Annotated in this window: 18 protein-coding genes; 15 read left to right on the top strand and 3 right to left on the bottom strand. The window is 68.9% G+C overall.

Going from position 1 to position 21,956, the window contains the following annotated elements; genetic code table 11:
* Nucleotides 1-71: 71 nt before the first annotated feature.
* Nucleotides 72-470: a tautomerase family protein gene (locus AC1D2E_RS19995; protein ID WP_478199012.1), complete on the bottom strand. Its 399-nt coding sequence runs from the start codon at nt 468-470 to the stop codon at nt 72-74.
* Nucleotides 471-577: 107 nt separating this feature from the next.
* On the opposite strand from AC1D2E_RS19995, the gene AC1D2E_RS19990 reads away from it, so the two are divergent.
* A complete protein-coding gene (locus AC1D2E_RS19990; protein ID WP_478199011.1) occupies nt 578-1,447 on the top strand; it encodes a LysR family transcriptional regulator in 870 nt (289 codons plus the stop codon).
* A 70-nt stretch (nt 1,448-1,517) separates the two neighbouring features.
* Nucleotides 1,518-2,177 (top strand): M23 family metallopeptidase, encoded by a 660-nt coding sequence (locus tag AC1D2E_RS19985; RefSeq protein ID WP_478199010.1) that lies wholly within the window; start codon nt 1,518-1,520, stop codon nt 2,175-2,177.
* A 24-nt stretch (nt 2,178-2,201) separates the two neighbouring features.
* Here AC1D2E_RS19985 and AC1D2E_RS19980 read toward each other — a convergent pair whose 3' ends face one another.
* A complete protein-coding gene (locus AC1D2E_RS19980) occupies nt 2,202-3,185 on the bottom strand; it encodes an ABC transporter substrate-binding protein (protein ID WP_478199009.1) in 984 nt (327 codons plus the stop codon).
* Nucleotides 3,186-3,325: 140 nt separating this feature from the next.
* On the opposite strand from AC1D2E_RS19980, the gene AC1D2E_RS19975 reads away from it, so the two are divergent.
* The 13 genes from AC1D2E_RS19975 to AC1D2E_RS19915 all read left to right on the top strand — a co-directional run bounded on the left by AC1D2E_RS19975 (nt 3,326) and on the right by AC1D2E_RS19915 (nt 20,803).
* Nucleotides 3,326-5,797, top strand: coding sequence for a sensor histidine kinase (locus tag AC1D2E_RS19975; RefSeq protein WP_478199008.1), 2,472 nt, complete (start codon nt 3,326-3,328; stop codon nt 5,795-5,797).
* 76 nt (nt 5,798-5,873) lie between these two features.
* Nucleotides 5,874-6,995, top strand: a complete 1,122-nt coding sequence (locus AC1D2E_RS19970) for an adenylate/guanylate cyclase domain-containing protein (protein ID WP_478199007.1) — start codon at nt 5,874-5,876, stop codon at nt 6,993-6,995.
* Nucleotides 6,996-7,158: 163 nt separating this feature from the next.
* Nucleotides 7,159-8,286, top strand: coding sequence for a polyamine ABC transporter substrate-binding protein (locus AC1D2E_RS19965; RefSeq protein ID WP_478199006.1), 1,128 nt, complete (start codon nt 7,159-7,161; stop codon nt 8,284-8,286).
* A 10-nt stretch (nt 8,287-8,296) separates the two neighbouring features.
* Nucleotides 8,297-9,397 carry an ABC transporter ATP-binding protein gene (locus AC1D2E_RS19960; RefSeq protein ID WP_478199005.1) on the top strand — a complete coding sequence of 367 codons (1,101 nt, stop codon included), beginning with the start codon at nt 8,297-8,299 and terminating at the stop codon, nt 9,395-9,397.
* Nucleotides 9,398-9,401: 4 nt separating this feature from the next.
* The gene (locus AC1D2E_RS19955) at nt 9,402-10,352 is read left to right on the top strand and encodes an ABC transporter permease (RefSeq protein ID WP_478199004.1); all 951 of its coding nucleotides are present in this window, start codon (nt 9,402-9,404) and stop codon (nt 10,350-10,352) included.
* On the top strand, nt 10,349-11,209 hold the full coding sequence (locus AC1D2E_RS19950; RefSeq protein WP_478199003.1) for an ABC transporter permease subunit: 861 nt from the start codon (nt 10,349-10,351) through the stop codon (nt 11,207-11,209). Before AC1D2E_RS19955 ends, AC1D2E_RS19950 begins: the two co-directional genes overlap by 4 nt.
* A 120-nt stretch (nt 11,210-11,329) precedes the next feature.
* A complete protein-coding gene (locus AC1D2E_RS19945; RefSeq protein ID WP_478199002.1) occupies nt 11,330-12,091 on the top strand; it encodes an SDR family NAD(P)-dependent oxidoreductase in 762 nt (253 codons plus the stop codon).
* The gene (locus AC1D2E_RS19940) at nt 12,088-12,855 is read left to right on the top strand and encodes an SDR family NAD(P)-dependent oxidoreductase (protein WP_478199001.1); all 768 of its coding nucleotides are present in this window, start codon (nt 12,088-12,090) and stop codon (nt 12,853-12,855) included. The genes AC1D2E_RS19945 and AC1D2E_RS19940 overlap by 4 nt, the downstream gene beginning before the upstream one ends.
* 25 nt (nt 12,856-12,880) lie before the next feature.
* Nucleotides 12,881-14,014 carry a DUF5938 domain-containing protein gene (locus tag AC1D2E_RS19935; protein ID WP_478199000.1) on the top strand — a complete coding sequence of 378 codons (1,134 nt, stop codon included), beginning with the start codon at nt 12,881-12,883 and terminating at the stop codon, nt 14,012-14,014.
* Between the two features lie 14 nt (nt 14,015-14,028).
* Nucleotides 14,029-15,915 (top strand): acyl-CoA synthetase, encoded by a 1,887-nt coding sequence (locus AC1D2E_RS19930; protein ID WP_478198999.1) that lies wholly within the window; start codon nt 14,029-14,031, stop codon nt 15,913-15,915.
* Nucleotides 15,916-15,981: 66 nt separating this feature from the next.
* Entirely contained in the window at nt 15,982-18,720 is a 2,739-nt protein-coding gene (locus tag AC1D2E_RS19925; protein ID WP_478198998.1) for a winged helix-turn-helix domain-containing protein, read from the top strand.
* Between the two features lie 158 nt (nt 18,721-18,878).
* Nucleotides 18,879-19,298 (top strand): tripartite tricarboxylate transporter TctB family protein, encoded by a 420-nt coding sequence (locus tag AC1D2E_RS19920; RefSeq protein ID WP_478198997.1) that lies wholly within the window; start codon nt 18,879-18,881, stop codon nt 19,296-19,298.
* Nucleotides 19,298-20,803: a tripartite tricarboxylate transporter permease gene (locus tag AC1D2E_RS19915; RefSeq protein ID WP_478198996.1), complete on the top strand. Its 1,506-nt coding sequence runs from the start codon at nt 19,298-19,300 to the stop codon at nt 20,801-20,803. Before AC1D2E_RS19920 ends, AC1D2E_RS19915 begins: the two co-directional genes overlap by 1 nt.
* Nucleotides 20,804-20,833: 30 nt before the next feature.
* On the opposite strand, the gene AC1D2E_RS19910 is transcribed toward AC1D2E_RS19915, so the two are convergent.
* On the bottom strand, nt 20,834-21,628 hold the full coding sequence (locus tag AC1D2E_RS19910; protein WP_478199014.1) for a DUF899 domain-containing protein: 795 nt from the start codon (nt 21,626-21,628) through the stop codon (nt 20,834-20,836).
* Nucleotides 21,629-21,956 lie beyond the last annotated feature (328 nt).

The following is a 21,956-nucleotide window of genomic DNA, read 5'->3' as shown; positions in this document are numbered from 1 at the left end:
CCCCCCCCCCCCCCGAGGGGGCCGCAGGCCATCTTGGGGCGGCCCGGCGCCGGCCTGGATGGCCTCTTTTTTCACACGCCGACCTGCTGGTGCCGAAACTCCTGGGTCCTGCCGCCATAGCCGTAGGCCGCGGCGCGGGCATCGATCAGGTGCACGTACGAGACCTCGTGCAGGTTGCCCCTGAGCTCGGCCATCGCGGCGTGGACCTCGCGCAGGTAGCGGGCCTTCTCGGCCTTGGTGTTGGTCTCGTCGGTGATGCTGATGTCGAGATGGAAGGCCGACTTTCCCAGCTCGGCCAGCGACTGGCCGCCGACGAACCAGCTGTCGGCCGCGATGTACTGCACCGCGATCGCGATCACGGGCAGCTGCTTGTCGAGCACGGACTGGGTCAGGCGGGCGACCTGGTCGACGACCTTGCGCGTGAGTTGCGCATCGGGCTGGCCGGAGAGATGAATGACGATATGGGGCATGGTGGCTGAGTCCTGCAATGAACGAGGCCTCATTGTCGAAACCGCGATGTCATCTGAAAAGCGGGAAGATATGATGCATGTCATCGGTTTCATGAATGGATATCGGCATGCAGCCTCTCGATCTCGAACAACTCAAGACCCTGGTCGCGGTGGTCGACGCGGGCAGCCTGACGGCGGCGGCGCCGGTCGTGTTCCTTTCTCAGTCCGCGGTCAGCGAGCAAATGCGCAAGCTCGAGGAGCGGATCGGCCATGCGCTGCTGAGCCGCAGCAAGGCCGGCGTCGCGCCGACGCCCGCCGGCCTGCGCCTGCTCGACCATGCGCGCCGCCTGCTCGCCGCCAGCGACGAGGCGCTGCGCGACCTGAGCGGCGAGACGCTGCAGGGCGAGCTGCGGCTCGCGGTCACCGACTACTTCAGGCCGGGTGAGCTGAGCCGCCTGTTGAGCCGGCTCGGCCAGAGCTATCCGCAACTTCGCCTCCACGTGAACGTCCTGCAGGGCAGCGCAATGGAAGCCGCCTTCGGGCGCGGCGATTTCGACATCGGCCTGGCGATGCGCATCAAGCCGGCGGCGGCCCGGGCCGGCAGCCGCGGGCCGGCGTCGCCGCTGCGGCGCGAAGCACTCGCATGGGTCGGCGCCGAAGGCCATCGCATCGCGCGCGGCGAGCCGCTGCGGCTGCTGGTGCTGCCCGACAGCTGTTCGCTGCACCAGTTCACGATCCGCCTGCTGCGCGAGCGGCGCGTGCCGCACGCGGTGGCGCATGTCGCCTCGGGCGTGGCGGGCCTGCAGTCGGCGCTGGCGGCCGGGCTCGGCGTGGCCTGCCTCAACGAATCGGCGCTGTGCGCCGGCGTGGCGCGGCTGCAGGCGCCGCACGGCCTGCCGGCGCTGCCGCGCGTGGCCTTCCAGTTCCTGCCGCCGCGCCGCGCCGAGCCCGAGCTGGTGACACGGGTGCGCGAGCTGCTGGCATCGCATCTGGTGTGAAGGACTGAGCCCCCCGCCGCCTTGGGACGGCCCGGCGCCGACCCGAGGCCGCTGCCCTTACAGTCGACGCATGACAGGTCAGTACAGGACATTCATCGGCCGCGCCGCGTCGGGCCTCGCCTGCGCCGTGGCCGGCGCGCTGCTCATCGGGTGCGCCACCCCGCCCGCACGGCGCGCGGCGCCGGCTGGCGCAGCCCCGGCGGACGATTCCGGCGCCCGCTCGGAAGCTTCGCGCAGCACCAGCGCGCCGAAGCCATCCAGTTCGAAGCAGGCGTCCCGGTCGAAGAAGACGCAAGCGCGCACCGAGGCCGACAAGCCGGTGGCTGCGATCAAGCCCGACCGCAGCTACCAGCGGCCCGCGAGCGGCGCCGTCGTGGCGCGCTTCGACGGCCGCTCGAACAAGGGCGTGGACTTCGGGGGCACGAAGGGCGACCCGGTCCGCGCCGCCGGCGACGGCAAGGTGGTCTTCGCGGCGGCCACGCTGCGCGGTTACGGACGGCTGGTCATGATCAAGCACGACGCCACCTACATGTCGGCCTACGCGCACAACAGCGAACTGCTCGTGAAGGAAGGCCAGACCGTGAAGCGCGGCCAGCTGATCGCCCGCATGGGGAACAGCGAGTCCCCCATCGTCAAGCTGCATTTCGAATTGCGCCGGAACGGCAGCGCGATCGATCCGATGCCCTTCCTGACAGCCAGTGGCAGCGGCGCAGCCGCCACAGACGATTGACGGGCCGGCCCGCCGGCGCAGCAGTCACTGGATCAGCTTGTCGGCCCGGTTCAGCACCGCTGGCGGAATCGTCAAGCCGAGCCGCTGGGCGGTCTTCAGGTTGATCAGCAACTCGAAGGTCGTCGGCTGCTCGATCGGCAGGTCCGCGGGCTTGGCGCCCTTCAGGATCCTGTCGACGTAGCGGGCACCATCCTTGCCCTCGGCGCCGTAGCCCGGTCCGTAGGCCACCAGGCAGCCGTTCTCGGCATAGTCGCCGCGGGCACAGATCGACGGCAACCCGTGCGCGATGGCCAGCTCGGCAATCATCCTCTGGTTCGAATTGGCCACCGGGTTCAGCGTGACCCACACCGCGCCGCTGCGCGCCCTGGCGGCTTCCTTGAAGGCCTCGGCATAGGCGTCGGCGCTGCTGGCCGCCATCGAATACAGCTGGAGGCCGAGTTTCTCCGCCGGCGACTGGCTGGCCTCCCACTGGGGAACGGAGCCGGGCGCCAGGGGGTCCCAGAGCACCGCCACGCGGGCAACGGCGGGCTGGATCTCCTTCAGGAGTTCCAGTCGCTTGCCGGTGAGGATCGCCGCCACGTTGGTGATGCCGGTGCTGTTGCCGCCGGGCCGCGCCAGGCTCTGGGCCAGTCCGGTGGTGATCGGATCCGTGACGCCCATGAAGACGATCGGCACGGTCCGGGTCGTCCGGCTGGCGGCCTGCGCCGCATTCGACGTCACCGCCACGAGCACGTCGACATCGAGGCCGACCAGCTCGGCCGCCAGGCTCGGAAGCCGCTGCAGGTCCTGGCTCTCGTGGCGGTAGTCGATCAGGATGGTCTGCCCTTCGACATAGCCGAGATCGCGGAGCCCTTGCCGGAATGCTTCCAGCCGCGGCGCATCGGCGCTGGCCGAAACGGCCGCCAGGTAGCCCAGACGCGGCACCTTCCTGGGCTGCTGCGCCTGCGCAAGGGCAGCACTGGCCGCCAGCGCAGCGCAAAGAAAAAACCACCCCATCCTGCTGCGCATCGCTTCTCTCCTTGTCGCCGGCAGCCGCCGGATGGATTCTGCGCCCCCCGCCCCGCCACCGGGCGCCATAGTGACTCGGCCAATAGGCCTACTCGCCCGGCCTTCCCATCGTGCAGGCGACGATGTCCAATGGACAGGCCATGACGGCCCAGGATTCGTCCCCCGCCTCGCTTCCCGGCGAGCTTGCAGCAACAGCCCAGGGCCGACGCTCCGCCCTGTTGCCCCAAGGCACGCGGGACGTGCATCGGGGCCGCCTGTTCCGCAAGTACCTGCTGCTGATCCTTTCGCTGGTGACGATGGTGCTGCTGGCGTCCAGTGCGATCAGCCTCTATTTCTCCTACCAGGAGAACAAGGCGGCACTGGCCAGCCTGCAGCATGAAAAGGCCCTGGGCGCCGCGGCGCGAATCGAGCAGTACCTCCAGCGGGTGACCCAGCAGCTGGCCTATGCCTCGCTGGCCCAGCTCGACGCTTCGGACCTGGCGTCGCGGCGCGCGGAGTTCTGGCGGCTGCTGCGCCAGGCGCCCGAAGTGACCGACATCGCGCAGCTCGACGGCGACGGCCGCGAGCAGGTCGCGGTATCGCGCGTGGGGATGGACGTCGTGGGCTCCGGCAGGGACCGGTCGTCGGAAGCGGCATTCCGCAGCGCCCTGCCCGGCGCGCCGTGGTTCGGCCCGGTGTATTTCAACCGCGGCACCGAGCCCTACATGACGGTCGCGATCCGTTCCGCGGGCCCAGGCGGCCCGGTCACGGTGGCCGAGCTGAATCTCAAGTTCATCTGGGATGTCGTCTCGCGCATCCGCATCGGCGAGGCAGGCAAGGCCTATGTGGTCGACAGCCAGGGCCTGCTGGTGGCCGACCCCGACATCGGCCTGGTGCTGCGCAAGACCAGCCTCGCCCAGCTGCCGCACGTCCAGGCCGCGGCGGCCGACGGCCTGCCGCAGGGACCGGCCATGGTGTCGCGCGACCTGCAGGGCGCCACGGTGCTGACGGCGATGGCGCCGATCCAGCCGCTGGGCTGGAAGGTGTTCGTCGAGCAGCCGATCGCCGAGGTCTACGCCAAGCTCAATGCCTCGTTCCTGCGCGCCGCCGTCCTGCTGCTGGCCGGCCTGGCCATCTCGGCGCTGGCGGCGTCGCTGCTGGCGCGCAGCATGGTGCGGCCGATCCGGACGCTGGCCCGGGGCGCGCGGCGCATCGGCCAGGGCGACCTGAATCAACAGATCGAGGTCCGCACCGGCGACGAGCTGGAAGGCCTGGCCAACCAGTTCAATCGCATGTCGGCGCAGCTGCGCGAGTCCTACGGCGAACTGGAGCGCAAGGTGGAGCAACGCACCGCCGAGCTGAGCGCGACGCTCGAGCACCAGACCGCGACGGCCGGAATCCTGCGCGTCATCAGCCGCTCGCCAACGGATCTCCAACCGGTCCTGCAGAACGTGGCCGAGCGCTCGGCGGCGCTCTGCGGGGCCTACGGTTGCCGGATCTGGCTGCCCGAGGACGATCACCTGCGCGCGATGACCGGCTACCTGGGCGCCGGACACGACGCCGCCGAGGGCCGGGACGAAGTCCTGCCGCTGACCCGGGGATCGGTGGTCGGGCGGGCCTTCGCCGAGCACCGTACCGTGCACGTGCAGGACGTCGCCCGGCAGCTCGACTCCGAGTATCCCGATTCACGCGAACCGCAGGCCCGCCACGGCTTCAGGACCGTGTTGGCCGTTCCGATGGTGCGCGAGGGTGCGTCGGTCGGCATCATTGCCGTGATGCGCAAGCAGGTGCAACCCTTCTCGAATGCCGAAGTCCGCCTGATCGAGACCTTCGCCGACCAGGCGGTGATCGCGATCGAGAACGCGCGCCTGTTTCGCGAGATCGAGGAGAAAGGCCGCCAGCTCGAAGTCGCGAACCAGCACAAGTCCGAGTTCCTGGCCAACATGTCGCACGAGCTGCGCACCCCCTTGAACGCCATCATCGGCTTTTCCGAAGTGCTGACCGAACAGATGTTCGGCGCGGTCAACGACAAGCAGATGGCGTACCTGCGGGACATCCACTCCTCCGGCCAGCACCTGCTGACCTTGATCAACGATGTGCTGGACCTGTCGAAGATCGAAGCCGGACGGATGGAACTGAACCTGAGCTGCTTCGACCTCGGCCTGCTGCTGGAGAACGCCCTGACCCTGGTGCGCGAGCGCGCGCAGCGCAATGGCCTCTCGCTGTCGCTGGAGGTCGGCGAAGGGCTCCACGAATGGGTCGCGGATGCACGCAAGGTCAAGCAGGTGGTGGTGAACCTGCTCTCCAATGCCGTGAAGTTCACCCCCGCCGGCGGCCGCGTGCGGCTGAGCGCGCGGCGCATCGACAGCGCCGCGGGCCAGGCGATGGCCGAGGTCAGCGTCGCCGACACCGGCGTGGGCATTGCACTCGAGGACCACCAGCTGGTGTTCGACGAATTCCGCCAGGCGGGCAACGACTATCTGCGCAAGGCTGAAGGCACCGGCCTGGGCCTGCCGCTGGCCAGGCGTTTCGTCGCGCTGCATGGCGGCACGCTGGACGTCGACAGCCGCCTCGGCGAAGGCGCGACCTTCACCTTCCTGCTGCCGCTGCAGGTGCTGGAGGCTGTCGAATGAGCGCCGACCGTCCGCCGCCGTGGACAACCCTGCTCTGCAGTGTTCCAACGGCCTTCATGAGGCCAGAGGTTGCCTTATGAGCGCGCACGTGCTGGTCGTCGACGACGTCGACAAGAACGTCAGGCTGCTCGCCGATGTCCTCACGGCACGCGGCTATCGGACCAGCACCGCCGCATCCGGCGAGGAGGCCCTGGCACGCATCGCCGCCGACCCGCCCGACCTGGTGCTGCTGGACGTGATGATGCCGGGCATGAACGGCTACGACGTCTGCCGCGCCATCCGCGCGGATCCGGCGCTGGCGGTGTTGCCGGTGGTGCTCGTGACGGCGCTGGACCCCGACCAGGAGCGGGTGAACGGCTTGAACGCCGGGGCGGACGACTTCCTGGGCAAGCCGATCCACCAGGCCGAGCTGCTGGCCCGCGTGCGCTCGCTGCTGCGGGTCAAGTCGCTGTACGACGAGGTCCAGCGGCAGAAGGCCGAGCTGCAGGCGTGGAACAGCACGCTCGAGCAGCGTGTGGCGGAGGGCGTGAAGCAGCTCGAGCGCGTGGGCCAGCTCAAGCGTTTCTTCTCGCCGCAGCTGGCCGAGGCCATCCTGGCCGGCGGAACCGACGATCCGCTCAGGAGCCACCGGCGCGAGATCACCGTCGTCTTCCTCGACTTGCGCGGATTCACCGCCTTCACCGAGACCGCGGACCCCGAGGAAGTGATGGCCGTGCTGGCGCAATACCACGCCGCGATGGGCCGGCTGGTGCTGGCCCACGAGGGCACGCTGGAGCGCTTCTCGGGCGACGGCATGATGATCTTCTTCAACGATCCGCAGCCGGTGGCCGATGCGCCGGCGCGCGCCTTGCGCATGGCGGTCCAGATGCAGCGCGAGATGGTTGCGCTCAGGAGCCAGTGGCACCGGCGGGGCTACGACCTGCACATGGGCGTCGGCATCGCGCAGGGCTTCGCCACGCTCGGCGGCATCGGCTTCGACGGCCGCATCGACTACGGCGCCATCGGCACCGTGACCAACCTGGCCGCGCGCCTGTGCGGCGAAGCGGCGGGCGGCGAGATCCTGATCTCGCAGCGCGTCCGGGCCGCATTGCAGGATCCGGGGCCCGAAGGCGGCGGGTCGATCGAGGACGCCGGTGAGCTGGAGCTCAAGGGCTTCCATCGGAAAGTGGCGGCCTGGCGGGTGCTGCCCGGGCCCTGACGAGGCCCTCCGCCAGCCCAGCCTCCGGCTGCGGCTGGCCCTCAATTTGCATGCGGCAGCGCACACGTGCACCGAATCGGGGCGGCGATCTGGATTCATAATGCGCCCCGCAACAATCCCTGGCCCCTGCCCCCCCGACTTTCCTGCCCCCGAAGGTATGTCCATGAAATTGACGTCGCTGCGTCCCACCTTGATCCTGAGTGCGGCCATGGCCGCTGCCGCGGCGCTGGCGGCCTTCGCCGTGCATGCCGAGGAGGAGAAGGTCCTCAACATCTACAACTGGGGCGACTACATCGCGGACGACACGGTCGCGAACTTCGAGAAGGAGACGGGGATCAAGGTCCGCTACGACCTGTTCGACAGCAACGAGGCCTTGCACGCCAAGCTGGTGGCCGGGATGTCGGGCTACGACATCGTGGTGCCCGGATCGCATTTCGCCAAGATGCAGATCCAGGCCGGCCTGCTGCAGACGCTGGACAAGTCGAAGATCCCGAACCTCGCCAACCTCGACCCCGCCATCCAGGCCCAGCTGGCCAAGATGGACCCGGGCAACGAGCACATCGTCGACTGGCTCTGGGGCTATACGACGGTCGGCATCAACGCCGACAAGGTCAAGAAGGCGCTGGGCGGCGCGCCCTTGCCGGACAACGCCTGGGACCTGGTCTTCAAGCCCGAATACCTGTCCAGGCTGAAGGACTGCGGCGTGTCTTTCCTGGACAGCCCGTCCGAGATCATGCCGATCGCGCTGAAGTACATGGGCAAGGATCCGCGCAGCAAGAACCCCGACGACTACAAGGCGGCGGGCGACATGCTCAAGGCCGTGCGACCCTACGTCACGCGCTTCTCGGGCTCGGGCTCGGACTATATCGACCAGATGGCCAAGGGCCAGCTGTGTGCCGTGATCGGCTGGTCCGGCGACATCATGATCGCCAAGGACAAGTCCGCCAAGGCAAAGACCCCCCAGAACCTCGAGGTGCTGCTGCCCAAGAYCGGCGGCCTGCTGTTCTTCGACACCATGGCCATCCCCAAGGACGCCAAGCACCCGGAGAACGCCTACAAGTGGATCAACTACATCCTGCGGCCCGAGGTTCATGCGTCGCTGACCAACAAGGTCTTCTATGCGAACCCCAACAAGGCGGCCATGAAGTTCGTCAATCCGGCCCTGGCCAAGGACAAGGCCGTGTTCCCGGACGAGGCGGCGCTGTCGACCATGATCGCGCCGGACACGCCCGACCAGGCGACGCTCAAGCTGATCACGCGCACCTTCACCAACTTCAAGGCCAAGCGCTGACCCGACACCCATGAATGCTCCCAGGGAAGACCGCGCCTTCCTGCGAATCGAATCGGTCAGCAAGGACTTCGGCGACTTTCGCGCGGTGGATCAGGTCGAGCTGGACATCGGACGCGGCGAGATCTTCGCGCTGCTGGGTCCCTCGGGCTGCGGCAAGAGCACGCTGCTGCGAATGCTGGCCGGCTTCGAGACGCCATCGTCCGGTCGCATCGTGCTCGACGGCGTCGACCTCACGGGTCTGCCGCCGTACGAACGTCCGCTCAACATGATGTTCCAGTCCTATGCGCTGTTTCCGCACCTGAGCGTCTGGGACAACGTCGCCTTCGGCCTGCGGCGCGACAAGCTGCCCAAGGCCGAGGTGGCCTCGCGCGTCGAGGACATGCTGCGCCTGGTGCAACTGGGCGGCCTCGGCCGGCGCAAGCCGCACCAGCTCTCGGGCGGGCAGCAGCAGCGCGTGGCTCTGGCGCGCTGCCTGGCCAAGCGGCCGCGGCTGCTGCTGCTCGACGAGCCGCTCGGCGCGCTGGACCGGAAGCTGCGCGAGGCGACCCAGATCGAGCTGGTCAATATCGTGCGGGAAGTCGGCGTGACCTGCGTCATGGTGACGCACGACCAGGAAGAGGCAATGACGATGGCGTCGCGCATGGCCGTGATGAGCGGCGGCCGCTTCATCCAGGTGGGCAGCCCCGGCGACCTCTACGAAACGCCCGCCACGCGCTTCGTCGCCGACTTCATCGGCAACGTGAACCTGATGGACGGCACCATCATGGCCGACGCCGCCGACCACGTCGACATCCGATGCGCCGATGTCGTGCATCGCGTCGGCCACGGCGTCACCGGCCATGCGGGGCAGACGGTCACGGTCGCGGTTCGCCCGGAAAAGATCCTCCTGCGCGCCGAACGGCCCGAGGGCGAATTCAACCAGGTCCGGGGCGTCGTCAAGGCGCTGTCGTACTTCGGCGACTCCACGCTGTACCACCTGGAGATGCCCAGCGGCGCCGGGCTCAAGGTCCAGGTCGCGAACGAAAGCCGCCATCGCGAGGGAGCGCCCGAACGGGGCGACACGGTCTGGGCGCACTGGCTGCCGACTTCGCAGGTCGTCCTGACGAGCTGACGGCATGGCGGCCAACCCCTCTCACGGCCACGAGGCGCCGCAGCGCCGACGCCGGTTCTCGAAGGCACGGGCCCTGCTCATCGGCACGCCCTATGTGTGGCTGCTGGTCTTCTTCCTGCTGCCCTTCCTGATCGTCCTGCGCATCAGCCTGGCCGAGATGGACGGCGCCAGGATCAGCAACCTGTTCTCGTTCGCGGACCAGGCACTGGTCATGAAGCTCGACCTGCGGACCTACGCGACCATTCTGCAGGACGACATCTACGGGGCGACCTACGGCCAGTCGCTGCTCTATGCCGGCGCCACGACGCTGATCTGCCTGCTGATCGGCTACCCCTTCGCCTACTTCATGGCGCGCGCCTCGGCCGCCCTGCAGCCCTTGCTGCTGATGGGCGTCATGCTGCCCTTCTGGACCAGCTTCCTGCTTCGCGTCTACGCCTGGAAGGGCCTGCTGGATGCCGAGACCGGCTGGGTCGGCAGCTTCCTGCGCCACGCGCATGTCGACCAGCTGCTGCTGCCGCTCGGCCTGATATCGGCGCCGGGGCAGTTCATGTACACCCCCTTCTCGCTGGTCCTGGGAATGGTCTACACCTACCTGCCCTTCATGGTGCTGCCCTTGTTCGGCACGCTGTCCAAGCTGGACCTGCGCCTGCTCGAGGCCGCCCAGGACCTCGGCGCCACGCCGTGGCAGGCCTTCTGGCGGGTCACGGTGCCGCTGTCGAGGGCCGGCATCGTGGCGGGAGCGATGCTGGTGTTCATCCCCTGCGTCGGCGAGTACGTGATCCCCGAGCTGCTGGGAGGCCCGGACACCCTCATKATCGGCCGCGTATTGTGGGACGAGTTCTTCTCGAACAACGACTGGCCCATGGCGTCCAGCGTGGCCGTGACGATGGTGCTGCTGATCATCGTGCCGCTGGCCGCCTTCGGCAGCAACCAGGCGAAGGCGGCGGGCCGATGATCGCCACGCGCACCGGACGCTGGACCAGCCGCCTGTGGCTGGCGCTCGGCTTCGGCTTCCTCTACCTGCCGATCGTCGCGCTGATCGTCTTCAGCTTCACCGACTCCCCGGTTCCGAACATCTGGGCCGGCTTCAGCCTGCGCTGGTATCGCAAGCTGGTGGCGGACGACGCCATCCGCGACGGCCTGCTCCTGTCGCTGAAGATCGCGGCCTCGACCGCCACGGCGGCGATCGTCCTGGGCACGCTCGCGGCCTTCGCCCTGCAGCGCTTCCCGCGCTTCCGCGGGCGCACCCTTTTCTCCGGCATGGTCAGCGCGCCGCTGGTGATGCCCGAGGTGATCGTCGGCCTGTCGCTGCTGCTGATGCTGGTGTCGGTCCAGCGCCTGTTCGGCTTCCCCGAGCGCGGCCTGGTCACGATCTGGCTCGGCCACCTGCTGGTGGGCATGGCCTACGCCACGGTCGTCATCGGCGCCCGCCTGCGCGACCTCAATCCGCAGCACGAGGAAGCCGCCCAGGACCTCGGCGCCCGCCCCGTGCAGGTCTTCTTCCTGATCACGCTGCCGATGATCGCGCAGTCCCTGGTGGGGGCCTGGCTGCTGACCTTCACGCTGTCGCTGGACGACGTGGTGATGTCCGCGTTCCTCTCCGGCCCGGGCTCCACGACGCTGCCGCTGGTGATCTTCTCGAGGGCCCGCCTGGGCCTGGATCCCACCGTGAACGCACTGGCCACCGTGGTGATCGCGGTCGTCGCGGTGTTCGTCGTGGCATCGAGCTACCTGATCGCCGTGCGCGAACGCCGGCTCTACAAGGAACAGCAGGCGGCCCTCCGGGGCGGCGACACGGCCCGCGGAACCTGAGGCGTCGAGGCCGCTGCGTGCTGCAGCGCAGCACGAAAAACCAATCTTTAGGTGGGCGGCCCGCGCGCGCCCTCCCTGATCGAATGCCTCCACCGCCGAACACAGGCGCAGGAGACACAGATGATCGAACTGGAGGGCCGCAAGGCCCTGATTTCCGGCGCGGCGCAGGGGCTTGGCCTTGCGATCGCCCGGCTGTTCGTCGAGCGCGGCGCGCAGGTGATGCTGGCCGACATCGACGAAGCCGGCGCCGCCAAGGCCGCCGACGCGCTCGGCCCGCGGGCGCGCTCCGTGCGCTGCGACGTGACGCAGGCGGCCGACTGGGGGCGCGCCGTCGAGGCCACCCTCGCCGCCTTCGGCGGCTTCGACACGCTGGTCAACAACGCCGGCATCGAGATCGTCAAGCCGCTGTTCGAGCAGACCGAGGAAGAGATCGGCCGCCTCATGAACATCAACGTGATGGGCGTGTTCCTCGGCATGAAGCACTCGCTCGGCGCCCTCGCCGCCTCGGGCAAGGGCTCGGTGGTCAACATCTCGTCGCTGGCGGGGACCAACGGCGTGCCCTTGTTCGGCTCGTACGCGGCGTCGAAGTCGGCCGTGATCCAGCTCACGCGCACCGCCGCGGCCGAGCTGCGCCCCACCGGCATCCGCATCAACGCGGTGTGTCCGGGCTTCATCGGCACCGCCATGGTCGAGCGGCTGATCCCGACGGTCGAGGCGATCGTCGGCGTGCCGTTCAGTGCCCTCGTCGCGGCCAAGCAGTTGCGCCTCGGCACCCCCCTGGAGGTGGCCGAGATGACCGCCTTCCTCGCCTCCGACGCCGCCAGCTGGACCACCGGCTCCCACTACATCCTGGACGGCGGCCTGTCTGCCGGATTGCTATGAGCCAGTTACTCCTGAAGGACAAGGTCGCCATCGTCACCGGCGCAGGGCGCGGCCTCGGCGAAGCCGTGGCGCGGGCCTACGCGGCCGAAGGCGCGAAGGTCATCGTGTCGGACATCGACGCCGCCGCGGCACAGAAGGTCGCCGCCTCGTTGGCCGGGGCCACCGCCGTCGCCTGCGACGTGCGGGTGCCGGCCCAGGTCGAAGCCCTGGTGGCGGCGGCCCTGAAGCAGCACGGCCGGCTCGACATCATGGTGCCCAACGCCGGGGTCGCCCGGGTGGCGCCGCTCGCGAGCACCAGCTACGAGCAATGGCGCGAGGTCACCTCGGTCAACCTCGACGGCGTGTTCCTGTGCATCCGCTATGCAGCGCCCGCCATGGTGGCGGCCGGCAGCGGCACCATCATCACCATGGCCTCCGTCGTGGCCAAGGCGGCCTGCGCGCTGATCGGCAGCTACGCGGCGGCCAAGGCCGGCGTGGTGTCGCTGACCCAGACGGCGGCGACCGAGCTGCGCGGCCACAACATCCGCGTCAATGCCATCCTGCCGGGCTTCATCGGCACCGAGCTGGTCGCCAGCCACAAGCACGAATTCGAGCAGCAGCTGGGCATCCCGGACTTCGACGCGGTGGTCGCCCAGCGCCAGGGCCGCTACGGCACGCCCGAGGAGGTGGCCCATCTCGCGGTCTTCCTGGCCTCGGGCCGGTCCAGCTTCTCCAACGGCAGCGCCTACGTCCTCGACGGCGGCGTGAGCTCCTCGCTTCTTTGAATCGGCCACATCCCGGGAGTCATCGATGAGCAACCCCAAGAAACCCGTCGTCGTCTATGGCGCCAGCGGCTACACCGGCCGGCTGGTGTGCGAGTACCTGCGCGAGTACGGCATCCCCTTCATCGCGGCCGGGCGCAGCGCGGACAAGCTGCAGGCCGCCATGAAGTCGAACGTGGCCGGCATCGAGACCGCGGACTGCGAGGTGGTCGAAGTGCAGCACAACACCGAGGCGCTGACCGCGCTCTTCCGCGGCGCCTCGGTGGTCCTCAACACCGTCGGCCCGTTCGCGAAGTTCGGCCCTGAAGTGGTCCAGGCCTGCCTGGCCGCCGGATGCCACTACACCGACACCACCGGCGAGCAGGACTGGCTGATCACGCTCGACGCGCAGTACGGCGAGAAGTTCGCGGCCGCCGGCCTGCTGCTGTCGCCCGGCCTGGCGCAGATGTACACCACCGGCGAGATCGCCGCCCAGCTGTGCCTCGAGACGCCGGGCCTCGACACGCTGGACATCGCGGTGTTCTGGGGCGGCAGCCCGACGATCGCCTCGACCCAGACGATCCTGGTCAACGCGGCAACCTCCAAGGCCTTCCACCTGCAGCAGAACCGCTACGTCGAGTGGCAGCCCGACGCCGGCCTCTACAGCCTCGCGATCCCCGGCCAGCACGAAATGGCGCTGGCCCTGCCGTGGGGCGGCACCTCGCATCCCGTGTGGTTCCGCAGGGATCCGCGCGTGGCCAACGTCAAGGTGCTCGGCGGCGTGTTCAACAAGCCGCTGATGCTCGGGGTGCCGAAGATCGTCGAGGCGGCCCTGAAGGCCACCGAGGGCATGAACGCGGAAGACCGCTACGCGGCGCTGGCACAAACCGCCGCCGGCGTCATGAACACCATGCCGCCGCGCGAGAACCCGCGGCTCAACAAGTCGGTCGATTCGGTGCACGCTTCGGGGCCGCTGGGGCGCGCCCACTGCACGATCTTCGGCAACTGCAACTACAAGCAGACCGGCATGCTGCAGGCCTACGCCGCGCATTCGCTGCTGCAGCAGGCACCGAAGCGGGTCGGCTTCGCCTCCGGCTGCCAGGCTTTCGGCCACCATGAACTGCTGGGCCAGTTGCGCAGCTTCGGCCTGGTGGCGAAGCCCGAGCTGACGGTCCACGCCTGAAGCGGCCGGCACGCATGACTCCGGCTCATCCGCCGCTGCGGGACCTGGCCGACATCGAGGCGATCGAGGCGCTGCCGATCGCCGCCCGGCTGGCGCAGCCGGTGTCGAGCCATGCCGCACTGCGCCGGCAGGCCGCGGCCACGCCGCACGCGCCGGCCCTCACTTTCGTGCCCACGGGCGACCCGGCCGACGGTGAAACGCGCTTCGACTATGCGGCGCTCGCGGCCCGGGTCACGCAGGCGGCCAACGCCTTCGTCGGCCTGGGCGTGGGTCGGCGCGACGTCGTCTCCTACCTGCTGCCGAACCTGGCCGAAACCCACTTCACCCTCTGGGGTGCCGAGGCCGCGGGCATCGTGAATCCGGTCAACCCCTTTCTCGAGGTCGACCACATGGTCGGCATCCTGAACGCCGCCGGCACCGTGGTGCTGGTCGCGCAGGGCCGGCAGGATCAGCCCGGCATCTGGGAAAAGGTGGAGACGCTGCGCGACCGCGTGCCCAGCCTCCGCGCCGTGGTGCGCGTCGGCGGCAGCGGCCTCTGCCCGCCCTGGGCGCTCGACTTCGAGGCCCTGCTCGCGGGCCAGCCCGGCGATGCGCTGCACGGCGCCGCGCCGCCGCAAGCCGACGACGTGGCCTCGTACTTCCATACCGGCGGCACCACGGGCACACCCAAACTGGCGCGGCGCACGCACTTCAACGAAGCCGCCAATGCCTGGGGCGTGGCCGAGGTGGTCGCCATGGGCCCGCAGGACACGCTGCTGTGCGGCCTGCCGCTGTTCCACTCGAACGCGATGATGGTCACCGGCCTCGCACCCTTCAGCGCGGGCGCGCACGTGGTGATGCTGTCGACCGCCGGCTATCGCGATCCGCGCACGCTGGCCGCCTTCTGGCGCTCGGTGCAGCGCTACCGCGCGACCCTGTTCAGCGCGGTGCCGACGGTGCTCTCGGCACTGCTCAATGTGCCGCGCGAGGGCGCCGACCTGCGCTCGCTGCGCTTCGCGATCTGCGGCGCGGCACCGCTCTCGCCTGAGCTGTTCCAGCGCTTCGAGGCCGCCACCGGACTCAAGCTGCTCGAAGGCTACGGCATGACCGAGGCCACCTGCGTCAGCGCGATCAATCCGCGCGACGGCCGGCGCGCGATCGGCTCGATCGGCCTGCGCCTGCCCTACCAGGAGATGAAGGTGGCACAGCTCGCCGCGGACGGCACGCCGCAACGCGACGCCGCCGTCGACGAGATCGGCACCCTCCTCCTGCGCGGGCCCTACGTCTTCTCGGGCTACGTGAAGGACAGCGACAACCGCGGCGTCTGCCTGGCCGACGGCTGGCTCAACACCGGCGACCTCGGCCGGCAGGACGCGCAGGGCTACTTCTGGCTCACGGGTCGCGCCAAGGACCTGATCATCCGCGGCGGCCACAACATCGACCCGGCAATGATCGAGGAGGGCCTGATGCGGCACCCGGCGGTGGAACTGGCGGCCGCGGTCGGCAAGCCCGACGGCCACGCGGGGGAACTGCCGATGGCCTACGTCACCTTGCGCAAGGACGCGGTGTGCAGCGCCGCCGAGCTGCTGGCCCATGCGCGCGCCACTATCACCGAACGCGCGGCCGTGCCGGTCGATGTGGTGGTGGTCGACACGATGCCGCTCACGGCGGTCAACAAGATCTACAAGCCGAAGCTGCGCGAGCTGGCGATCGCCAGGGCATTGACCGAGACGCTGGAGAAGATCTGCGGGCCATCCGGCCTGGCGGTCGACGTGCTGCCCCACGCCCGGCACGGGCTCGAGGCGCACATCGTGGCGGCCGCACCGGCCGGACCGCAAGGCGAGGCGCTGATGAAGCAGGCGGAAGCCGAACTCGGCCGACTGCCCGTGCACTGGACCATCGACTGGCGACCTGCCGCCTGACGGCTGCGCAGCGCCCCTCTCTGAGGCACACTGAGGCGCACAAACGACGAGCGGAGACATCCAGGCATGGCGCAGCAGCACAGGCAGCAGGCTCGCGGAACCGGCTTGGCCGAGGCATCGGCCGCGGTGCTGGTCGAGGCCAAGCTCGCGCCGCCGCAGCTGTCCCTGAGCCTGCTGGCGCGCTCGCAGCTGTCGGCGCTGCTGCACGCGGGCCTGACCCGGCGCCTGATCAGCGTGATGGCGCCGGCCGGCTACGGCAAGACCACCGCGCTGGCGCAGTTTGTCTCCCAGGTGGAGCCGCAGGGCATCACCACCGCCTGGCTCAGCCTCGACGCCGAGGACAACGACCCGCTTCGCTTCATGCGCTACCTCGCCGCGGCGCTGCACCACGCCGACGCCCGGCTCGGCCGCAACGCGCTGGCCCAGGCCGACGGCGGCAACGTGGCCTCGATCGATGCGCTGGTCGCCTCGCTGCTGCACGACCTGCTCGGACACGACCGGCGGCTGCTGCTGGTGCTGGACGACTTCCATCTCGTGCAGCACGAAGGCGTGCACCGCAAGCTCGAATGGCTGGTCGCGCACCTGCCGCCGACCATCGGCCTCGTGATCGCCAGCCGTACGCGGCTGCCACTGTCGGTGAGCCAGGTGCGGCTGCGCGGCGAGCTGCTCGAGCTCGAGGCTGCGCACTTCGGGCTGGGCCTCGACGAGGTGGCCGATTTCGTCGGCCGCGTGAGCGGTGCACCGCTCGATCGCGCCCAGGTCGAAACCCTGCACGACCTGACCGAAGGCTGGATCGCCGGCCTCCAGCTCGCGTCCCTCGCACTGCGCGAGAGCGGCGACCGCAGCGCCTTCCTCGCCGCCTTCTCCGGCACCGACCGCGACATCACCGACTACCTGGGCGAGCAGGTACTCGACAGCCTGCGGCCCGAGCTTCGCACGTTCCTTCTCGGCACGGCCGGACTCGAGCGCTTTTGCGCCGAGCTCTGCGACGAGGTGCTGGAACGGGACGACAGCCGCGCGATGCTGGCGGAAGTGCAGAGCCGCAACCTGTTCCTCTCGGGCCTGGACCGCTCGCGCACCTGGTTCCGCTACCACCACCTGTTCGCCGACTACTTGCGCGGCCGGGCGCGGGAACTGCCGGGCGACACGGTGCGGGCGATCCACTTGCGCGCCAGCGACTGGTTCCACCGGCACCGGCTGCCGCACGAGGCCGTGCGCCACGCGTTCGAAGCCAACGACCTGGAGCGCGCGGCCGATCTCGTCGCCTCGTTCTCGGCCGAGCTGGTGCAGCACCGCGGCGAACATGCGACTCTCCTGGGCTGGCTCACGCGGCTGCCGCAGGCGCTGGTGCATGCGCGGCCGAAGATCCGAACCGGCCACGCCTGGTCGCTGGTGCTCACGCGCCGCTATCCGGAGGCCGACCAGGAGCTGCGCGCCCTCGAAGCCGCCTGCGCCGAAAGCGGCGACGATGCGCTGCGCCGCATCGTCGAGATGATCCGCTGCGTCTACTGGGCCCACACCGGCGAGCTGCTGCTGGCCAAGACACGCAGCGAGGCCTGGCTCCAGACCTGGCCGCAGGCGGATGCCTTCCTGACCGGTGTGGTGGCCAACGTCCTGGCCAGCGGGTGCTGCGCCACCGAAGCGTTCGAGCAGGGCCTGCGCGCATTGGCCATCGCGCGGCGCGCGCTCGAGGAAAGCCGGGCCGACTACGGGCTGGCCTGGGCCTGCGCGCTGGCGATGATGATCGCGATGCGGCGCGGCGACCAGCACGAGGCGATGGCCCAGGCCAAGGCCGGCATCGCGACCGTCGAGCGCAGCCTCGGCGTGGCGTCGTACGCCGGCTCGATGCTCACGCTGCTGGCCGCCGAGGTCTGCTACGAGCAGAACGACCTGCCGCAGGCGCAGCGCTTCGTCGACCAGGGCCTGCCCTTCATCGACGAACACGGCCTGGTCGAGATGACCACGGCCGGCTACCTCACGCGGGCGCGCCTGCTGCGCCTGCGCGGCGATGCTGCGGCGGCCGACGCCTGCCTGCTGGAAGGCGAATCGCTGGGCCATCGGCTCCAGCTTCCGCGCCTGGTGCGGATCCTCGCGGCCGAGCGCTGCACGCTGCGGCTGCAGACCGGGGCGCCGGACGATGCGCTGAAGCTCGCGCAGGCCTATGGCTTCGTGGGCCACGGCGGCGGCAGCCCGGCGGCCGCCGAACTGATCGAGGAAGACAGCGTGTGCCTGCTGAGCCTGCGGCTGCGGCTGTCGGCGCACAACGCCGGCAGCGCCGTGCTCGGTGCCCTCAACGATGCGCTGCGCCGCGCCCAGCGCGACGGCCACCAGGCGCAGCTGGCGCGGCTGCTGGCGCTCAAGGCGCTGCACCAGCACCGCGCGCTCGACCGCGCCCAGGCCTTGCGCACCCTCGACGAAGCCCTGGCGCTGGCCGATCGCTGCGGCCTGCTGCGCAGCCTGCTCGACGGCGACGCATTGCTGCTCGACATGGCGGAGGCGATCCGTGCGGGCCGCGGCGAGCTGCAGCCGACCGGCTACCTGCAACGGCTGCTGCAGGCGGCCGGCCGCAGCACGCCGGCAGCACCGCGCGCGGCCACCGAACGCGGCGACACCGAAGAACTGACCGAGCGCGAACTGAAGATCCTTCGCTTGCTGAAGGCCGGCCTCGGCAACCGCGAGCTGGCCCAGAGCCTGTTCCTGTCGGAGGCGACGGTGAAATGGCACCTGCACAACATCTTCGCCAAGCTGGGCGTGAAGAACCGCACCAGCGCACTGGCGCGGGCGCAGGAAATCTCGCTGCTCTAGCGCCCGCACTGGCGGCACCGCCGTCCACCCTGCTACGTAATTTCCCTCACGGGCGCGTCAGATTCCGCTCAGCGACGGAGACAGAACATGGCGTCCCCGCAGTTCCGGCATGGACAAACGGAACTCCGGGTGCCTGGTCACAACCTCGTCTTCAGCCTATGAATAGAAATCTTGTCAGAGGTGTATTCCTCATCGCGATCGCGCTCGCCTTCGGCCTGCAGTCGCTGCGTTACCCGATCGGCGACTTCAGCCGCGCGGGGCCCGGATTGTTTCCGGCCGTGGTGAGCGCGATGCTGTTCCTGATCGGCGGGATCACCGTGGTCCGATCGTTCTTCGTCGAGCGCGTGCACCTGAACCTGAACTTCAGGAACATCGCCATCATCATGACGAGCCTCTGCGGGCTGGCGCTGATCTCCACCTACGTGAACATGATCGCGGGCATCGTCTTCATGGTGTTCTGCTCGACCTTGGCCGGAAGCTCCTATTCGTGGGTGCGCAACGTCAAGATTTCCGCCGGCCTGGTCGCAATGGCCCTGGTCCTCCAAAAACTCCTCGGCTTGAACCTGCCCCTCTACTGATGGACGTCCTGAACAACTTGGCGTTTGGCTTCTCACACGCCCTGACCCTCCAGAACCTGATGTACTGCGCCATCGGCTGCACGGTGGGCACGCTGGTCGGCCTGCTGCCCGGCCTGGGCCCCCTGGCCACCATCAGCCTGCTGCTGCCGCTGACCTATTCCATTCCCACGACCGGCGCGCTGATCATGCTGGCCGGCATCTACTACGGCGCCCAATACGGGGACAGCGTGAGCGCCATCACGATGAAGATCCCGCACGCCAGCAGCATCGTGGCCTGCATCGACGGCTACCAGATGACGCTCAAGGGCAAGACCGGGCTGGCGCTGTTCACCGCGGGCGTCTCCAGCTTCATCGGCGGCACCGTCGCCATCCTGGTGCTGGCGTTCCTGGCGCCGACGCTGGGCGAAGTGGCCTTCCTGTTCGGTCCGGCAGACTACTGCGCCATGATGATGGTCGGCTTCGTGTGCGTGAGCTTCGTCACCACCGGCAGCCTGCTCAACGGGCTGGCCATGTGCATGATCGGGGTGCTGCTGGGCACCATCGGCACCGACGTGAACAGCGGCACGGCGCGCTTCACCATGGACCTGCCCTTCCTGGTCGACGGCATCGGCATCGTGAGCATTGCACTGGGCTGCTTCGGTATCGCCGAGATCACGAAGAACCTCGACTCCAAAGAGGAGCGCTCGCCCTTCAACGGCAGGATCAACCTGATCCCGACCTGGGCGGAGTTCAAGCGGATCATTCCCAGTGCCCTGCGCGGCAGCGTGATCGGCTCCTTCCTGGGCATCCTGCCCGGCGGCGGGCCCACCATTGCCCAGTTCGCCGCCTATGCCCTCGACAAGAAGGTCAGCAAGTACAAGCACGAGATCGGCAGCGGCTGCATCGAGGGCGTGGCCGGTCAGGCCGCGGCCGACGAAGCGGCCGCCCGCACCAGCTTCATCCCGCTGATGAGCATCGGCATCCCCGAGAACGCGGTGATGGCGCTGATGCTGGCCGCCTTCATCATCAAGGGCATCCAGCCGGGGCCGAACATGATCGCCAGCCACCCCGAGCTCTTCTGGGGCCTGGTGGCCAGCATGTGGGTGGGCAACGTCTTCCTGCTGGTGCTCAACGTGCCGCTGGTGCGCTACTGGCTGTCGGTGTTCAAGATCCCCTACAGCGTGCTGTTCCCGTCGATCCTGTTCTTCTGCTGCATCGGGACCTACAGCGTGAACAACAACCTGGAGGACCTCTACATCACGGCGGCCTTCGGCCTGATGGGCTACATGTTCATGCGACTCGAGCTGGACGCCGCCCCGCTCATGCTGGGCTTCATCCTCGGCCCCATGCTGGAAGAGAATTTCCGCCGTGCGCTGCTCCTGAGCCGCGGAAGCTTCGGTACCTTCTTCACGCGGCCCATCAGCGGCACCCTGATGGCCCTGGTCGGCTTCTTCGTGGCTTGGCAGTTGATGGCGTTCTTTTTCCAAGTGCGCAGGAAGAATGCGCTTCGGCGGCAGGCGGCGTAGCGTCCCGAAGGGTTTCGCTTCTGGACGGGCTCACGGCTTTGTGTTCGGGTGTTCGTTCCGGAACGCCGCTTCTCCGGCGTCCGACACCTCGACCCACTTCTTGTCGGGCGCGGCGTCCGCGAGGTAGTTGTCGTGCCAGTTCCACCACTTGTAGGTCGGAGTCTGAGGATAGCCCTCGGGCGAGTCTTCCCAGACCTCCTGCCGGCCCAGCGGCGTGATGTCGAGGTAGTTCCAGGTGTTCCCCATCTGCTCGTCGCCGCGGTTGTTGACGAAGTAGGTGCGGAACACGCGGTCGCCGTCGCGGTAGAACACGTTCGTGCCATGCCACTCGTCCACGCCGAAGTCGGCGTCGAAGCTGTCGGTGAGGGTAAACCACGGAATCTCCCAGCCCATCCGCGCCTTCAGCCGCGCGATGTCCGGCTGAGATGCACGCGAGACAAAGACAAGGGTGGTGTCACGGGCGTTCAGGTGGGCGACGTGGGCGACCTGGTCGGCCACCATGGAGCAGCCCCGGCAGGCGTGGTCGGGCCAGCCGAACACGCCCGGCTCGAAGAAGGCGCGGTAGACGATCAACTGATGCCGACCGTCGAACAGGTCGAGCAGGCTGGCCTTGCCCGCAGGCCCCTCGAATGCATACGCCGTCTCCACGGCCATCCACGGCATTCGCCGGCGCTCGGCGGCCAGGGCGTCGCGGGCGCGGGTCTGGGCCTTTTCCTTCACGAGCAGCTGCTCGCGGGCCGCCTCCCACGCCTGCGGCGACACGACCGCCGGTTTGTGCATGGCAAGCGGTCCGCCTTGCCGTCCGTTCTCGGTTGACGTAGTCATGGCTGAAATCTCCTGACAGGGCAAATTCCCGGCCTCGGGCCTGAAGCGTGATTCCATTCGCTTCCCATCGCCCGTTGTTGGCCGTGAGATAGTTTGGCACCGGAAATCGAAGGCCGGGAGTAACAAATGTGGCGGCAATCCGATGCAGTCGCCKATTGCAGCCGCGGCAAGGGGCCTCGATGCCGAAACGAAAGCTGCGATCAATCCGGCAGCGCGGCGTCGCCGGCGCGGCCAACGGGGCATGATCAACGACCGCGCAACAGCGTGCGAAACGCCAGCCCGCCTGCTACCGTATAGCCTTCGCGTTCCCACCAGGACGATCGACCGC

It is taken from the genome of Variovorax sp. P1_H2, from assembly GCF_056405295.1.
This window is presented reverse-complemented; position numbering and strand designations above follow the sequence as displayed.

Bases quoted from the DNA above. Each gene is read 5' to 3' on its own strand.
- AC1D2E_RS19945 (WP_478199002.1), top strand. From the start codon at position 11,330: ATGATCGAACTGGAGGGCCGCAAGGCCCTGATTTCCGGCGCGGCGCAG.
- AC1D2E_RS19920 (WP_478198997.1), top strand. From the start codon at position 18,879: ATGAATAGAAATCTTGTCAGAGGTGTATTCCTCATCGCGATCGCGCTC.
- AC1D2E_RS19980 (WP_478199009.1), bottom strand. From the start codon at position 3,185: ATGCGCAGCAGGATGGGGTGGTTTTTTCTTTGCGCTGCGCTGGCGGCC.
- AC1D2E_RS19930 (WP_478198999.1), top strand. From the start codon at position 14,029: ATGACTCCGGCTCATCCGCCGCTGCGGGACCTGGCCGACATCGAGGCG.
- AC1D2E_RS19940 (WP_478199001.1), top strand. From the start codon at position 12,088: ATGAGCCAGTTACTCCTGAAGGACAAGGTCGCCATCGTCACCGGCGCA.
- AC1D2E_RS19910 (WP_478199014.1), bottom strand. From the start codon at position 21,628: ATGACTACGTCAACCGAGAACGGACGGCAAGGCGGACCGCTTGCCATG.
- AC1D2E_RS19985 (WP_478199010.1), top strand. From the start codon at position 1,518: ATGACAGGTCAGTACAGGACATTCATCGGCCGCGCCGCGTCGGGCCTC.
- AC1D2E_RS19995 (WP_478199012.1), bottom strand. From the start codon at position 470: ATGCCCCATATCGTCATTCATCTCTCCGGCCAGCCCGATGCGCAACTC.
- AC1D2E_RS19915 (WP_478198996.1), top strand. From the start codon at position 19,298: ATGGACGTCCTGAACAACTTGGCGTTTGGCTTCTCACACGCCCTGACC.
- AC1D2E_RS19975 (WP_478199008.1), top strand. From the start codon at position 3,326: ATGACGGCCCAGGATTCGTCCCCCGCCTCGCTTCCCGGCGAGCTTGCA.
- AC1D2E_RS19990 (WP_478199011.1), top strand. From the start codon at position 578: ATGCAGCCTCTCGATCTCGAACAACTCAAGACCCTGGTCGCGGTGGTC.
- AC1D2E_RS19950 (WP_478199003.1), top strand. From the start codon at position 10,349: ATGATCGCCACGCGCACCGGACGCTGGACCAGCCGCCTGTGGCTGGCG.
- AC1D2E_RS19960 (WP_478199005.1), top strand. From the start codon at position 8,297: ATGAATGCTCCCAGGGAAGACCGCGCCTTCCTGCGAATCGAATCGGTC.
- AC1D2E_RS19925 (WP_478198998.1), top strand. From the start codon at position 15,982: ATGGCGCAGCAGCACAGGCAGCAGGCTCGCGGAACCGGCTTGGCCGAG.
- AC1D2E_RS19970 (WP_478199007.1), top strand. From the start codon at position 5,874: ATGAGCGCGCACGTGCTGGTCGTCGACGACGTCGACAAGAACGTCAGG.
- AC1D2E_RS19935 (WP_478199000.1), top strand. From the start codon at position 12,881: ATGAGCAACCCCAAGAAACCCGTCGTCGTCTATGGCGCCAGCGGCTAC.